This window comes from Marinicauda sp. Alg238-R41 (assembly GCF_947331485.1).
GTDB classification, from domain to species: Bacteria; Pseudomonadota; Alphaproteobacteria; order Caulobacterales; family Maricaulaceae; genus Marinicauda; species Marinicauda pacifica.
Genome location: NZ_CAMZOJ010000003.1, coordinates 440,443 through 453,435, shown reverse-complemented (window position 1 = coordinate 453,435; position 12,993 = coordinate 440,443). Strand labels below are relative to the sequence as shown.

The window sequence follows — 12,993 nt, the reverse complement described above, 5'->3', positions numbered from 1 at the left end:
CGCCATCACGCCAGCCGAATGCATCAACTACTTCCAAGCCTGCGGATATGACCTCGATTAGAATGAAAATGCTCTAGGACTAGCGCACCTCTCGATCCAGAAGAGCCCCGGCGTTCTGCGCCGCGGCTTTTTTGTGGCTGCCCGGGTCTAGGAGCCGATCAGGAGGCGCGCGCGTTTGCCAAGGGCCGCGCGAAATCCGGCGCTGACGGCCAGGCAGACCCCGAGCGACGCGGCCAGCAGCCCACTGAACACCAGCGCCACGCCGTATAACGGCACCGGCGTGCCGATCAGTCCTCGAAGTCCGGCGGCCAGCGTGTAGAGCGCGAACAGGTGCAGGAAGTAGATCGCGAACGCGTGATCGGCCAGCCGGGCCAGAAGCGGTGGGATGGTCTGCCAGCGTGAGAGAATCGCGAGAAATACGCCGGCCAGCGCGCCCTTCTGGAGATAGAAAAGCGTCTCGCGCACCGAGACCGGGCCGACCCGGTCATAGCCGGTCCAGATCAGGGCCAGAAGGGCGAGGCTGAGCGCGACCGCCGCCAGAGCAAGCCATCGCGTATGGCCTTCGATCCGGCGCGCCGCCGCGGCGTAATCGCGCCCGAGCGCCATGCCGCACGCATACGCCCCGAGGAAATAGACGACGTTGGCAACCGATACGTCTGCGCCGGTACGCGAGACAAGGAGCGGTGCCAGCACCAGCAGCCAGACCATCCATCGTAGAGATTTGCGTTCCAGCAGGGCATGGACCGCCGGGGTCAGGGCGAACAGGCAGGCCAGCACCGGAATATACCAGAACGGGTCCATCGCCGTTCCTGCAAGGATGTGATGACCCGCTGTCTGGATGAAGGCGAGAGGGCCGCCCGAGAACACGTCGAAATCCTGCGACCAGTGCCAGTGAAACGCCGTGAAGAGTGCGCTCATCACGGCGTAGGGCAGCAGCACGTATTTCAGCTTGCTGGAAAAGAAGCGCTGCCAGCCGCGCGCGCTGAGGACAGCGGAGAACAACAGGCCGGAGATGAACGCGAAATAGAGCGTGGCGCTGTGAAACAACACCTCGTTCAAGGCCGCAAGCAGGCGCAATCCGCCGCGATCCTGCGTACCTCCGCCAAAATCGTAGATCGCCAGGGATCCGGCGTGAACGGCCACGATGTTCACGATCGCCACCCCGCGAAAGGCGTGAAGGGGTGCGATGAACCCGCCTTTCGATCCTGTCGGTGACATGGTGACCCTCATGCCGGCCCCCGTGCCGGAAGAGCAGTCAATACGCGCTGGTGCCCGGACGGGCAATCGCTGGCCGACGAAGCTGCAGTCTCGCCGTACGCCCCCTCCCGTGCCGCCCGGAACCCGTTTATAAGCGCGCAATCACTCTTAAGCCCTGCAAGGAAGTGCGGCCCATGAAAGCGCTCGTCAAAGCCAAAGCCGAAGAAGGCCTGTGGATGCAGGATGTCGACAAGCCCGAAATCGGGCCGGACGACGTTCTGATCCGCGTGGAGAAGACCGCCATCTGCGGCACCGACGTGCACATTTACAATTACGACGACTGGGCGAAGAAGAACGTGCCGGTTCCGATGGTTGTGGGCCATGAGTTCGGCGGCATCGTCGAGGCGGTCGGTGAGGACGTGACCCGGATCAAGCCGGGCATGCGTGTGTCCGGGGAGGGCCATGTCGTCGGTGAGAAGAGCCGGGCGGTCCGTGCCGGGCGCTTCCATCTCGATCCCGATACCAAGGGCGTGGGCGTGAACATGCCCGGCGCCTTTGCCGAATACCTCAAAATCCCGTCCTTCAACGTGATCCCGTTGCCTGACGAGGTCTCGATGGACCAGGCGGCCTTCCTGGATCCGCTCGGCAATGCGGTGCATACCGCGACCGCCTTCGACCTGGTAGGCGAGGATGTTCTAATCACTGGCGCCGGACCCATCGGCATCATGGCGGCGGCGGTCGCGCGTCATTGCGGCGCGCGCCACATCGCGGTCACCGACATCAATCCGGACCGGCTCAAGCTGTGCTCGCGCGTCGTGCCGACCGCACGCGCCGTGGACACCACCAATGAAGATTTGCGCGACGTCATGGCCGAGTTCCGCATGACCGAAGGCTTTGATGTCGGGCTGGAAATGTCGGGCGCCGAACCGGCCTTCAAGCAGATGGTCGATCACATGGTGATGGGCGGCAAGATCGCCATGCTGGGCCTGCCCGGCCAGCCCTTCACGCTGGACATGGGCAGCCTGATCATGCGCGCCATCACCTTCAAGGGCATCTATGGACGCGAGATGTTCGAGACCTGGCACAAGATGCTGGCCATGCTCCAGTCCGGGCTCGATGTTTCCAAGCTGATCACTCATCGCCTTCCCGCGAAAGAGTTCCAGACCGGCTTCGACGCAATGCGTTCGGGCAAGGCGGGCAAGGTCATCCTGGACTGGCGCGGGGTCTAGTTCATTCTTGAATGGCGTCTTCGCGCATTCGTGATCAGAATGCGCCCATGACCCATCCTGTGATCCCGCTTGATTTCACCGAACTGCCTGAAGCCGAGATGCGCGCCCGGGCGGATGCGTTTTACGCTGCCATGAGGCAACGGCGCACGGTGCGTGATTTCGCGGACCGCCCCGTGCCGCGCGAGATCATCGAGACGGCGATCCTGACCGCGGGCACCGCGCCCAATGGCGCCAATCACCAGCCCTGGCATTTCACGGTTCTGGGACAAGGGAAGTTACGCACGCAATTGCGCGAGGCCGCGGAAGCCGAAGAGCGCGCTTTCTATGAGGGCAAGGCCAGCGCGGAATGGCTCCAGGCGCTGGCGCCCCTCGGGACCGACGCCCGCAAGCCGTTTCTGGAAACGGCGCCCTGGATCATCGCCGTCTTCGCCCAGCGTCGCGGCGGGCCCAAGCCGAGCGATGACCGGAAGAATTATTATGTCTCTGAAAGCGTCGGCATTGCCTGCGGTCTTCTGATCGCGAGCCTGCATCAGGCGGGCCTTGCGACCCTGACCCACACGCCCAATCCGATGGGCTTCCTGACCGAGATCTGCGAACGCCCGGCGATCGAAAAGCCCATGATGCTGATCGTCTGCGGCTATCCGGCCGAGAACGCACAAGTGCCGCTGCATGCGCTTCAGAAAAAGGCGCTGTCCGAGATCAGCGACTTTCGATGAGTGCGCCAGCGACATTTACGGTGGAGCGTCACTACGCGCTTTCCGCCAGCGAGCACTGGTCCCGGATCATGCGCTATGACGAACTCGCCGAGGCTATGGAAGGCCAGGTGCGCTATGTCGGCTTGCCCGAAGGTGAAATCGCGGAGGGGCAGTCTTACAGTCTGAAGCTCTTTCTGCTCGGCTGGCTGCCCATCGGCAGCTGGCATATCGAGGTCTTGGAACGCAATGACGCGGAAAGGCGCGTGCGTAGCTTTGAGCAAGGCGGCGCTGTGAAATCTTGGCGTCATACTCTTACGGTGACACCGGACGGTACGGGCTGCATTCACCGCGACACGTTGGAGATAGAAGCGGGCTGGCTGACCGGCTTCTACGTAAGAACGGCCCGGAAAATGTACGAGCAACGCCATGATCTGCGGGCGCATTTGCGAGGTGAGTCCGCTTAGCCACGACACGAGTAGACTGTGCGCGGCGTCTGTGTCTCATGCTGATATCGCGCCCGAGGATCGCGCCGCGTGTGCCGCGCTTTGACAGGTTGCGGCAAAACGCGGTCATACTCGGCCAGTCGGCAGAATCGCGATCGGGGGGAGACAATGACCGCGCACCAGGAACACACCACCGAGCACTCCGATGAGAAGGCGGCCGAAGCGGAGAGCATCGGCGATTTCTTCAATCCAGGCGCTCCCATTCCGAACGAACGCGCGGCGCGCGGACGAATCCGTCTGGCGGCCATCGCCTCACTGATCATTCCGCTGTCGGGCGGCAGCATGCTGGCTTCGGCTGTCCAGACGCTGCTGGGCGACCGGGCGGAGCAGGGGGCGGTCTTGCCCGATATTCTGCTCGCCGCGCTGCTCGCCTACGCCGTCGTGGTGGCGACCACGATGGGCATTGCGATGCTGTTCACGCAGCGCCTCACCGTCGTCCTTCTCTATGCCAGCGGCGCGATGATCTGGGTCGGAGCCCGCCTGACGCTGACCTTCGAGGAGCTGTCGAGCGCCAATACGGTCATCAGCGGCCTGCTCTTCCTGGTCTTTGCCTTCGTGATCGCGCTCCTGATCATCCATGCCGCACGCGGCGCCCTTTATCTCTATGAAAAGCGCGAGGCCGGGCAGGTCTGATACCGGCGCTCCAGGGTTCAGGCGGTGCGCACGCGGCGTTCGCTCGCCGTCACCGACCAGATCAGCGCGACGACCCAGCCGATAAAGGTCCAGCCCAGCAGCAGGTTCGTGAGAAAGATCGCGAATCCGTTGTGGTGGCCGCGCGCCAGCGCGATCACCGCGGGGAGGAAGTAGGCGAGGGCCATAACCAGAAGAATTTCCATATCGTCCAACCTTTCGTGTCTTGTTCTTGGTATCCGGTGTCTGTTTTCAGACCCTGGCGGTTGCTCCGCCTTATCGAATATCAATAAATTTAGGTCAGGTTTCCGGCCGATGCAAGGGGTAAGACATAGAAAAACGCCCCGGTCCTTGCGGGCCGGGGCGCTGCCATACCGGTCGCCAAGTCGGGCGATCAGGCCTGTTCGGACTCCTGAGTGTCCGGGAATTCATAGTCCTTGTAGATTTCGCGCAGCCGGGTCTTGAGGATTTTGCCGGTCGCGCCAAGCGGCATCTCGTCGATGAATTCGATGCCTTCGGGCAGCCACCATTTGGGAACGTGCTGGACCAGATACTCGCGGATGGAGTCCCGGGTCGGTTCGGTCCCCGGCTTGGGCTGGATGACCAGAAGCGGGCGTTCCTGCCATTTGGGATGCGGCATGCCCACCGCGGCGGCCATCGCCACCTCGGGATGGCCCATCGCCGCGTTTTCCAGCTCGATCGAGCTGATCCACTCGCCGCCGGACTTGATGACGTCCTTCGACCGGTCTGTGATCGTCATGTAGCCGTCCTGGTCGATTGTGCCGACATCGCCGGTCCTGAACCAGCCATCCTCGGTGAAGGCTTCCTGACCGGCCCCGCGGTAATAGCTCTCGATGATCCAGGGCCCGCGCACCTGCACGTGGCCTGACGCCTTGCCATCGCGCGGCAGCACATTGCCGCCATCGTCGACGATGCGCATCTCGACGCCATAGATCAGGCGGCCCTGCTTCAGCTTGATCGCAATCTTCTCGTCCTCGGTGAGATCTTCATGCTTGGGCAGAAGCTTGCCGACCGTGCCCAGCGGGCTCATTTCGGTCATCCCCCAGCCTTGCTGCATGTTGACCCCATACTCGTCCTGGTAGGCGCGCAGCAGGGCCTCGGGCATCGCCGATCCGCCCATCAGAACGGTGTCCACACTATCGATGCGGGTGCCGCTCTCGCGCAGATATTGCAGCAGGCCGAGCCACACGGTCGGCACGCCGAGCACGTGGGTGACTTCCTCGCCCGAGATCAGCTCCTGGATGCTCTTGCCGTCCATCTGGGCGCCCGGCATGACCAGTTTCGCGCCGGACATTGCAGCGGCATAGGGTACGCCCCAGGCATTGACGTGGAACATGGGAACGACCGGCATGATCACGCCGTGCGCGCCGGCCCCGATCGTGTCGGTGGACAGGCTCATCATGGCGTGCAGCACGGTGGAGCGGTGCGAATAGAGCGCGCCCTTGGGCTCGCCCGTCGTGCCGGAGGTATAGCACAGGCCGGCCGCTGCATTCTCGTCGAAGCTCGGCCACTCAAAGTCGGGCGAGGCGCGTTCGATCAGCGTCTCGTAGACATCCACCTTGGTCTTCATGTCCGGCTTGTGGGCCTCGTCGGTCATCGCGACCCAGTGCTTGACCGTCTTGCACGACTTGGCGATGGCTTCGACGATCGGCGCGAAGGTGACGTCGAAGAAGACGTGTTTGGCCTTGGCGTGATCCAGCATCCAGGCGATCTGCTCGGGCGCGAGACGGGGATTGACCGTGTGGACCACGGCGCCCATGCCCGAGACGCCGTAATAGAGTTCCAGATGGCGATGCGAGTTCCACGCAATCGTCGCCACCCGGTCGCCGGGCTTCGTCTTCAGGCTGGTCAGCGCATTGGCCAGGCGCTTGCTGCGCTCGTGGCACTGGCGCCAGCCATAGCGGTGAATCTCGCCGGTATCTGGAAGCCGGCTGACAATCTCGCGCTCGCCGTGATTCTGCGCGGCATGAACGAGAATGCTCGAGACCATCAATTGACGATCCATCATCTGCCCGCGAAGCATGGGCAATCCTCCCCTAGGAATGTAGATGCCGTCCCCCGTCTGGCGGGGAGATCGGCCAGGTTGCGTGTGTCTGGCGCTATCAAAAGCGTGCCGGGCGGTTTTCGCAATGGCTTTGCCTGATAAAGTCTGCGCAGTTGTTGCGGCGCACCACTCACGAGGAGCGGGTTTCATGAAGGACGGCCGACCACTTCCCACGTACGAGGATGTCGTCGCTGCAGCGCAGCGCCTGTCAGGGCAGGCGGTGCGCACCCCGCTCGTTTACAGCCCCGCGTTGAGTCAACGCCTGGGGGGGAGTCTCTATCTCAAGCCCGAAATTTTCCAGGTCACCGGATCTTTCAAGTTTCGCGGCGCCTATAACGCGTTGTCGAAGCTGGATGCCGACCAGAAGGCCCGCGGCGTCGTGGCGTTTTCATCCGGCAATCACGGCCAGGGCGTGGCCGAGGCGGCCCGGCGTCTGGGCATTCACGCGCGGATCGTGATGCCGGCCGATGCGCCTTCCGTCAAAGCCGACGGGGTCCGGGCACGCGGGGCCGAGGTGGTCAGTTATGACCGCGAGCGCGAAGACCGCGAGGAAATCGCCGCGCGCCTGGCCGCTGAGAGCGGCGCGGCGATCATTCCCTCGTTCGACCATCCCGATATCATCGCCGGGCAGGGAACGTGCGGGCTGGAGATCTTCCAGGACCTGGAGGCGCAAGCGATAGCGGCCGATCAGCTGATCTGCTGTGTCGGTGGAGGGGGGCTGATCGGGGGGATCAACCTGGCGGCAGCTCAGCTCTCTCCTGAGACCCGCATCTTCGGGGCCGAGCCGGAAGGGTTTGACGATCACGCCCGTTCGCTCGCCGCCGGTGAGCGGCTGGCCAATGCGCGCAAATCCGGGTCGATTCAGGATGCGCTGCTGTCCGATGCGCCGGGCCGGCTCACCTTTGCGATCAATCGCCGCCTCAGCGGTGTGGGCGTGGTCAGCGATGACGAGGCGCTCGACGCGGTCGCGTTCGGGCTGCAGAGTCTGAAGCTGGTCGTCGAGCCGGGCGGGGCCGCCGCACTCGCCGCTGCGCTCTCGGGCAAGATCGACTGCCAAGCCAGGACCACGGTCATCGTGCTGACCGGCGGCAATATCGATCCGCAAAGGCTTGCCGAGGCCGCGCTGCGGCCTGGCCGGCCCTAATCGCCTTCACCCTCGGGCCGGTCTGCCGCGGCTTCAGCCTCTGCGCGTTCCGCTTCGATCTCGTCCAGCGCCTCGATGAATTCCGGGGGCAGGGAGGGCAGGTCGGAGACACCGCCCGCGCCCACCATGTCCTGCTCGATCATCAGCGGGCTTGAGGAGTCCGCGCTCAGGCGGGCGCGGTAGACCTGGAGGTTTTCCAGCACGCGCTGCACATAGTTGCGGGTTTCCGAGTAGGGGATGTGTTCCACCCAGTCGACCGGGTCGATGGCTCCGGTGCGCGGGTCGCCGTATTCCTCCACCCAGCGGCGGACGCGGTGCCCCCCGGCATTGTAGGCGGCCAGGGCCAGGACCAGCGACCCGTTATAATCCTCGGCTACCTCGTTGAGGTGGGCCATCCCCAGCGTCAGATTGTAGTCCGGGTCGTCGGTCAGCCACTGGAAATTATACGGCTGTCCGATCTGGCGCGCCGTCTGACGGGCGGTCGCGGGCATCATCTGCATCATGCCGCGTGCCCCGGCCGAACTGACGGCTCGCGCGTCGAACTCGGTCTCCTGACGGATGACCGAATAGGTCAGCGCCGCTTCGGGCATGATGGGTGCTCCGTCGGGGATTTCGACCATGGGATAGGCGCGCCCGATGACGGTCATGCCCTGCTGCATGCGCCCAGACTTGGCCGCGCGCACCGCTTCGCGCAGGCGGAAGAATTCCAGCGCGATATCGGCGAGCATCGTGGTTTCCTCGGCCGTCTCCATCTCGTCATCGAGATGGTAGATGAAGACGCGGAACAGATAATCCTCGTTCATTTCCGCAAGCAGGCGCAGCGCCTGGATCAGCTCGCGGTCATTGAAGGCCTGGCGATCGGCGGCGCTGATTTCGGGGTCTGGCGGCAGGTTCAGCTCGGCCACGTCCGGACCCAGCGCCAGCAGGGCGAGCTGGCCGTAATAGGTCGTGGCGTGCTCGGTCGCCGCCACGAAGCGCTCCTGCGCCAGCTCCAGCTGGCCGGCCGCCTCGGCTGCGCGGCCCTGCCAGTACTTGGCGCGGCCCAGCGAGACCGGGGTCGTGACGCCCGCTTCAAGCCGGTTGAAATGCTCCAGCGCGTCTTCTGGGCGATTGAGCTGGGTCAGCGCAAGCCAGCCGGCCAGGAATTCGGCATCGGCAAAATCCACGCCCGAGCTCATCCCGTTCGCGGCTGCGAGCTGGTAGGCGGTCAGATGGTCGTTATCGCGCATCAGCTCCAGAATCTGGAGCTTGCGCTCGGTCCACATGGATTCCAGCGCGCCGGTGTTGTGGTAGCTGTCGGGAAGCTCCAGCAGCAGGGGCAGGTCGGTGTCGAGCCCGGCCTGCCGGCGCCAGCGGGCGCGCTCGTAGACCAGGCCGGGTGCGCTGGCGAGGCTGTCAGGAACGGCGTTTACAGCCGAGTCCACTCCGGCCGAGCGTGTCGCCAGACGGATGCGCGCCGTGGCAAGGCGGCGTTCTCCCTCGCTCAGGCGCGGCAGCAGGCGGCTCGCCGCCGTGCGCTGGCCGGCCCAGAGCAACATGTCGACCCGTTCGGCGTGATCGGCGGCGGAAAACAGGCCGGCATGCGCGTCCAGAACGTCATCCTGAGCCGAGAGGCGCATGGTCTTGGTACGCCAGGCGTCGACGATCTGCGCATGGCCCGCTTCGCGCTGGCCGGTTTCGAGTAGCGCTTCGCCATAGGCAACCTGGCCTTCGCCGGTCACCGGGGTGCGGTCCTCGAACCAGCGCACGATCAGGGCCGGGCTCATCCCGGACTCCTCGATCTTCCACTCCGCTTCGCGCTGGATCTGCCAGCGTCGCGGCCAGTTCTGCAGCTCGTCGAGCGCGAGATCGAGGTCGGAGAAGGGCGCGCGCGCATCGGAAACGGCGATGCGCCAGAGCAGCATCTTGCGCGCGACCGGGTTCTCGATCGTGCCGCGTACATCGCGCACGCCAGCCCATTCGTCATCGTCCGCGGCGGCCATTCCCGCGCGGAAACGGTCGAAATCGGCATCGTTGAGGATGACCGAGTAGTTCTCGACCGCAGGTTTGGGACGCGGTACCGGAGCCTGGGACCAGGCCGGAGCGGTCAGGGCGGTGGCGGCAAGCAGGCCGGCCAGGAGGGTAAGACGCGCGATCATATGAAAAAACCCAGTATTTGCGGGGCTAAGTGAGACAGCAGAGTCTCTTATACCCGGCACACTGTCTAGCGTGCGTGCACATGGTTGGCGTATGCGGGGCGGGTCATTATGTTCCGCGCCCAGTTCAAGAGTGAACCTTCAAGGGAAACTAGGGTGATGTTCCGCGGCTCATTTACTGCGTTGGTGACGCCTTTCCGCGATGGAGCCGTGGACTGGGCGGCCTATGAAGCGCTCATCGAGCGTCAGATCGAGGCAGGAACGCACGGCCTGGTGCCCGGCGGGACGACTGCCGAAACGCCGACTCTGAGCGAGGCGGAGCGCCGCGACGTGATCGAACGCACGGTGAAGATCGCAGGCGGGCGCATTCCGGTTATCGCCGGAACCGGCACGAATGCGACGGCATCCACCATCGAGTGGCAGCGCTTTGCCAAGAGCGTGGGCGTCGATGCGGGCCTCGTGGTCGCGCCCTATTACAACAAGCCGTCCCAGGCCGGTCTTCTGGCGCATTTCAACGCGGTTGCCGATGCCGTCGCGCTGCCGATCGTGATCTACAATATTCCCGGACGCTCGGTGGTCGACATCCTTCCAGAAACGATGGCCCGCATGGCAGAGCATCCCAACATCATCGGGGTGAAGGACGCCAGCGGCGACGTGGCGCGCGTCACCCGGCACCGCAATCTGATCGGTCCCGACTTCATCCAGCTGTCGGGCGAAGACGATACTGCGCTCGGCTATAATGCTCATGGTGGGCACGGCATCATCTCCGTGACGGCGAATGTGGCGCCCCGCCAGTGCGCCGAGTTCCAGACCGCCTGCCTTGAGGGTGACTGGGACCGCGCCCGCACGCTGAACGACAAGCTTCAAGCCTTGCATGAGGTGCTGTTCGCCGCGCCGAGCCCGGCACCGTCGAAATACGCGCTGTCATTGATGGGACTGTGCGCGCCTGAGGTGCGCCTGCCGCTGGTCGAATGCCCCGAACCGGTCAGACAGGGCGTTCGTCAGACGCTGGAAGAGCTGGAATTGCTATGAGCAAGCCCGCCGACAACAAGGACGGGCTGGTCGCGGTCAATCGCCGCGCGAGGTTCGACTACGAGATCGAGGACACATTCGAGGCCGGGCTGCAACTGACCGGCACCGAGGTCAAATCCTTGCGCCAGGGCAAGGCCAATATCGCCGAAGCCTATGTCAGCCCGGAAAAAGGCGGGGTCTACCTGATCAACGCCGACTTCCCGCCCTATGAAGGCGGCAACCGCTTCAATCACGAGCCGCGCCGGCCGCGGAAACTCCTTCTGCACAAGAAGGAGATCAACAAGCTGTCCGGTTCGGTCCAGCGCGAAGGACGCACCGTGGTCCCGCTCAAGCTCTATTTCAACGAGCGCGGCATCGCCAAGCTCCTGATCGGTCTCGCCAAGGGCAAGAAGGAGATCGACAAGCGCGAAACCAAGAAAGCCCGCGAATGGGGCCGTCAGAAGCAGCGCATCATGAAGACGTACGGGTAGGCGTGTTCGGCGCGGCTAACCGTCCAGATGGTCGCGCACGCTCCTGAACACGTCCTCGAACATCTGCGTCGTCAGCCGCCCGGTATTCGTGTTGTAGCGCGAGCAATGATAGCTGTTGACCAGCTTGAAGGCGCGCCCGTCCGGGCCTTCCACATCGTGCCAGGCGCCATGGGCGAACTTGGCGGCGGACGCCTTCATTCCCAGCGCACGCAGCGTGTTGGTGTGTGCGATTCCTCCGAGTGACACGATCACTTCCAGCTTGGGCAATGCGGCGATCCGGCTCGTCAGATAAGGGCGGCAGTTATTGCATTCCGATCCCACCGGCTTGTTCTCCGGCGGCACGCACCGCACCGCATTGGTGATCATCGCGTCGACCAGGCGCAGATCGTCCTGGCCATCCTTGTCGAAATGACCGCGCGAGAATCCGAACTTGTCTAGCGTGGGGTAGAGCAGGTCGCCCGCCCAGTCGCCGGTGAACGGGCGCGCGGTCCGGTTCGCGCCCGTGCGCCCGGGTGCCAGTCCGACGATGAGCAGACGCGCATTCTCTGACCCGAAGGAGGGCACCGGCGCATTGTGCCAGTCCGGCTCGCGCCGCTCGTTTTCCTCGCGATAGGCGACAAGGCGCGGGCAGAGGGGACAGTCGAGCGGCGCTTCGGGCGGGACCTTGCCTGCAGGCACGCCGCTAGTCCTCGCTGTCATTATCGTCGCGCTGACGCCGTTCGCGTCCGACGAGCTTGCCGAGGTCGGCCAGCTCGATGAAGGAATCGGCCTGCCGGCGCAGATCGTCGCTGGTCATGGGCGGGGTCGATTTCAGTGTCGAGACCACCGAGACGCGCACACCTTTGCGCTGTGCCGCCTCTACGACCTTGCGAAAATCGCCATCGCCAGAGAAGAGGAGGATGTGGTCGAGATACGGGGCGGCTTCCATGATGTCGACGGCAATCTCGACGTCCATGTCGCCCTTGATCCGGCGGCGGCCGGTATCGTCGGAATACTCCTTGGCCGCCTTGGTCACGACCTTGAAGCCGTTATAGTCCAGCCAGTCGATCAGCGGGCGGATCGGCGTGTAGTCGTCGTTCTCCAGCAGCGCGGTGTAATAGTTCGCGCGCAGGAGACGTCCGCGCTTTTTGAATTCCTCAAGCAGCTTGCGGTAATCGATGTCGAAATCGAGCGCCTTGGCGGCAGAGTACAGGTTCGCGCCGTCGATAAAGAGCCCGAGCCGTTCGTTTGGATAAAATGTCATGTCTAATGCCTCGTGAGATATCGCTTAACCAATGAATCGACACCAATGTATCTATATAGCGCTGGGTTCAAACCAAGCGCACATGGGAAAAACGCCCGCGCGCACACTTTGTTTCGCGCTTGGCGAGCTTGTCCGCCGGGGCGTGCAGATCGAGGCCGCGTCGCGTCCCTGGCGCACGCCGGCCTGGCCCGACCCGTCCGATCCGCCGTTCTCCAATGCCTGCGCCCGCGTCACGACGGGGCTGGAGCCCGGTGCGCTGCTGGACGTGCTGCACGAGGTCGAGGATGTCTTCGGACGCGCGCGCGGGCAGCGCAACGCGCCGCGCACGCTGGACCTCGACCTGATCGACTATCGGGGGCGGGTGAGCGGGCAGGGCGGCGACGGGCTGATCCTGCCGCATCCGCGAGCTGCCGCACGGTCTTTCGTGCTGCTTCCTCTGCGCGAGATCGCCCCGGACTGGCGCGATCCGGTCTCCGGTCTCGACATTGACAGGCTGGTGGCGCGCCTCGGCGCGAAGGACCGGGCCGGGGCGCGCCCGGACGGACCGCCCCTGGCGCCTCTCGCGGTGCAGCACGGCGCTTGATGCGGCCTCCACAAGCAGGTATCTACAAGGTTTGAATTGACATCGCCCTCAGGAGCGCACTCCCCCC

At 64.3% G+C, this 12,993-nt stretch carries 14 protein-coding genes; 8 read left to right on the top strand and 6 right to left on the bottom strand.

Annotated elements, in window-relative coordinates; translation table 11 throughout:
• Nucleotides 1-147 precede the first annotated feature (147 nt).
• Nucleotides 148-1,218, bottom strand: coding sequence for an acyltransferase family protein (locus PGP17_RS14160; RefSeq protein WP_270375990.1), 1,071 nt, complete (start codon nucleotides 1,216-1,218; stop codon nucleotides 148-150).
• A 173-nt stretch (nucleotides 1,219-1,391) separates the two neighbouring features.
• Between PGP17_RS14160 and tdh the strand changes: the two genes are divergently transcribed.
• From tdh to PGP17_RS14140, 4 genes are all read left to right on the top strand, one after another.
• Nucleotides 1,392-2,426, top strand: a complete 1,035-nt coding sequence (gene tdh / locus PGP17_RS14155; protein WP_270375989.1) for an L-threonine 3-dehydrogenase — start codon at nucleotides 1,392-1,394, stop codon at nucleotides 2,424-2,426.
• A gap of 47 nt (nucleotides 2,427-2,473) precedes the next feature.
• Nucleotides 2,474-3,142 (top strand): nitroreductase family protein, encoded by a 669-nt coding sequence (locus PGP17_RS14150; protein WP_270375988.1) that lies wholly within the window; start codon nucleotides 2,474-2,476, stop codon nucleotides 3,140-3,142.
• Entirely contained in the window at nucleotides 3,139-3,585 is a 447-nt protein-coding gene (locus tag PGP17_RS14145) for an SRPBCC family protein (protein WP_270375987.1), read from the top strand. Before PGP17_RS14150 ends, PGP17_RS14145 begins: the two co-directional genes overlap by 4 nt.
• 147 nt (nucleotides 3,586-3,732) lie before the next feature.
• A complete protein-coding gene (locus tag PGP17_RS14140; RefSeq protein WP_270375986.1) occupies nucleotides 3,733-4,257 on the top strand; it encodes a hypothetical protein in 525 nt (174 codons plus the stop codon).
• A 17-nt stretch (nucleotides 4,258-4,274) separates the two neighbouring features.
• On the opposite strand, the gene PGP17_RS14135 is transcribed toward PGP17_RS14140, so the two are convergent.
• Nucleotides 4,275-4,460 carry a superinfection immunity protein gene (locus PGP17_RS14135; protein ID WP_135943814.1) on the bottom strand — a complete coding sequence of 62 codons (186 nt, stop codon included), beginning with the start codon at nucleotides 4,458-4,460 and terminating at the stop codon, nucleotides 4,275-4,277.
• A gap of 188 nt (nucleotides 4,461-4,648) precedes the next feature.
• Nucleotides 4,649-6,298, bottom strand: a complete 1,650-nt coding sequence (locus tag PGP17_RS14130) for a long-chain-fatty-acid--CoA ligase (RefSeq protein ID WP_270375984.1) — start codon at nucleotides 6,296-6,298, stop codon at nucleotides 4,649-4,651.
• Nucleotides 6,299-6,467: 169 nt separating this feature from the next.
• Between PGP17_RS14130 and PGP17_RS14125 the strand changes: the two genes are divergently transcribed.
• Complete coding sequence (locus PGP17_RS14125) at nucleotides 6,468-7,463, top strand: threonine ammonia-lyase (protein ID WP_270375981.1); 996 nt, start codon at nucleotides 6,468-6,470, stop codon at nucleotides 7,461-7,463.
• On the opposite strand, the gene PGP17_RS14120 is transcribed toward PGP17_RS14125, so the two are convergent.
• Complete coding sequence (locus PGP17_RS14120; protein WP_270375980.1) at nucleotides 7,460-9,601, bottom strand: lytic transglycosylase domain-containing protein; 2,142 nt, start codon at nucleotides 9,599-9,601, stop codon at nucleotides 7,460-7,462. The two genes, PGP17_RS14125 and PGP17_RS14120, sit on opposite strands and share 4 nt — an antisense overlap.
• Nucleotides 9,602-9,757: 156 nt before the next feature.
• On the opposite strand from PGP17_RS14120, the gene dapA reads away from it, so the two are divergent.
• Nucleotides 9,758-10,630 carry a 4-hydroxy-tetrahydrodipicolinate synthase gene (gene dapA, locus PGP17_RS14115; RefSeq protein WP_135943810.1) on the top strand — a complete coding sequence of 291 codons (873 nt, stop codon included), beginning with the start codon at nucleotides 9,758-9,760 and terminating at the stop codon, nucleotides 10,628-10,630.
• On the top strand, nucleotides 10,627-11,100 hold the full coding sequence (gene smpB, locus PGP17_RS14110; RefSeq protein ID WP_135943809.1) for an SsrA-binding protein SmpB: 474 nt from the start codon (nucleotides 10,627-10,629) through the stop codon (nucleotides 11,098-11,100). The genes dapA and smpB overlap by 4 nt, the downstream gene beginning before the upstream one ends.
• A 15-nt stretch (nucleotides 11,101-11,115) precedes the next feature.
• On the opposite strand, the gene PGP17_RS14105 is transcribed toward smpB, so the two are convergent.
• A complete protein-coding gene (locus tag PGP17_RS14105; protein ID WP_135943808.1) occupies nucleotides 11,116-11,799 on the bottom strand; it encodes a uracil-DNA glycosylase in 684 nt (227 codons plus the stop codon).
• Nucleotides 11,783-12,343, bottom strand: coding sequence for a LabA-like NYN domain-containing protein (locus tag PGP17_RS14100; RefSeq protein ID WP_135943807.1), 561 nt, complete (start codon nucleotides 12,341-12,343; stop codon nucleotides 11,783-11,785). Before PGP17_RS14100 ends, PGP17_RS14105 begins: the two co-directional genes overlap by 17 nt.
• Nucleotides 12,344-12,374: 31 nt before the next feature.
• On the opposite strand from PGP17_RS14100, the gene folK reads away from it, so the two are divergent.
• Nucleotides 12,375-12,926, top strand: coding sequence for a 2-amino-4-hydroxy-6-hydroxymethyldihydropteridine diphosphokinase (folK, locus tag PGP17_RS14095; protein WP_270375978.1), 552 nt, complete (start codon nucleotides 12,375-12,377; stop codon nucleotides 12,924-12,926).
• Nucleotides 12,927-12,993 lie beyond the last annotated feature (67 nt).

Bases quoted from the DNA above. Each gene is read 5' to 3' on its own strand.
- PGP17_RS14135 (WP_135943814.1), bottom strand. From the start codon at position 4,460: ATGGAAATTCTTCTGGTTATGGCCCTCGCCTACTTCCTCCCCGCGGTG.
- PGP17_RS14130 (WP_270375984.1), bottom strand. From the start codon at position 6,298: ATGCTTCGCGGGCAGATGATGGATCGTCAATTGATGGTCTCGAGCATT.
- PGP17_RS14140 (WP_270375986.1), top strand. From the start codon at position 3,733: ATGACCGCGCACCAGGAACACACCACCGAGCACTCCGATGAGAAGGCG.
- dapA (WP_135943810.1), top strand. From the start codon at position 9,758: ATGTTCCGCGGCTCATTTACTGCGTTGGTGACGCCTTTCCGCGATGGA.
- PGP17_RS14125 (WP_270375981.1), top strand. From the start codon at position 6,468: ATGAAGGACGGCCGACCACTTCCCACGTACGAGGATGTCGTCGCTGCA.
- PGP17_RS14120 (WP_270375980.1), bottom strand. From the start codon at position 9,601: ATGATCGCGCGTCTTACCCTCCTGGCCGGCCTGCTTGCCGCCACCGCC.
- PGP17_RS14100 (WP_135943807.1), bottom strand. From the start codon at position 12,343: ATGACATTTTATCCAAACGAACGGCTCGGGCTCTTTATCGACGGCGCG.
- PGP17_RS14105 (WP_135943808.1), bottom strand. From the start codon at position 11,799: ATGACAGCGAGGACTAGCGGCGTGCCTGCAGGCAAGGTCCCGCCCGAA.
- folK (WP_270375978.1), top strand. From the start codon at position 12,375: ATGAATCGACACCAATGTATCTATATAGCGCTGGGTTCAAACCAAGCG.
- PGP17_RS14145 (WP_270375987.1), top strand. From the start codon at position 3,139: ATGAGTGCGCCAGCGACATTTACGGTGGAGCGTCACTACGCGCTTTCC.
- tdh (WP_270375989.1), top strand. From the start codon at position 1,392: ATGAAAGCGCTCGTCAAAGCCAAAGCCGAAGAAGGCCTGTGGATGCAG.
- smpB (WP_135943809.1), top strand. From the start codon at position 10,627: ATGAGCAAGCCCGCCGACAACAAGGACGGGCTGGTCGCGGTCAATCGC.
- PGP17_RS14160 (WP_270375990.1), bottom strand. From the start codon at position 1,218: ATGTCACCGACAGGATCGAAAGGCGGGTTCATCGCACCCCTTCACGCC.
- PGP17_RS14150 (WP_270375988.1), top strand. From the start codon at position 2,474: ATGACCCATCCTGTGATCCCGCTTGATTTCACCGAACTGCCTGAAGCC.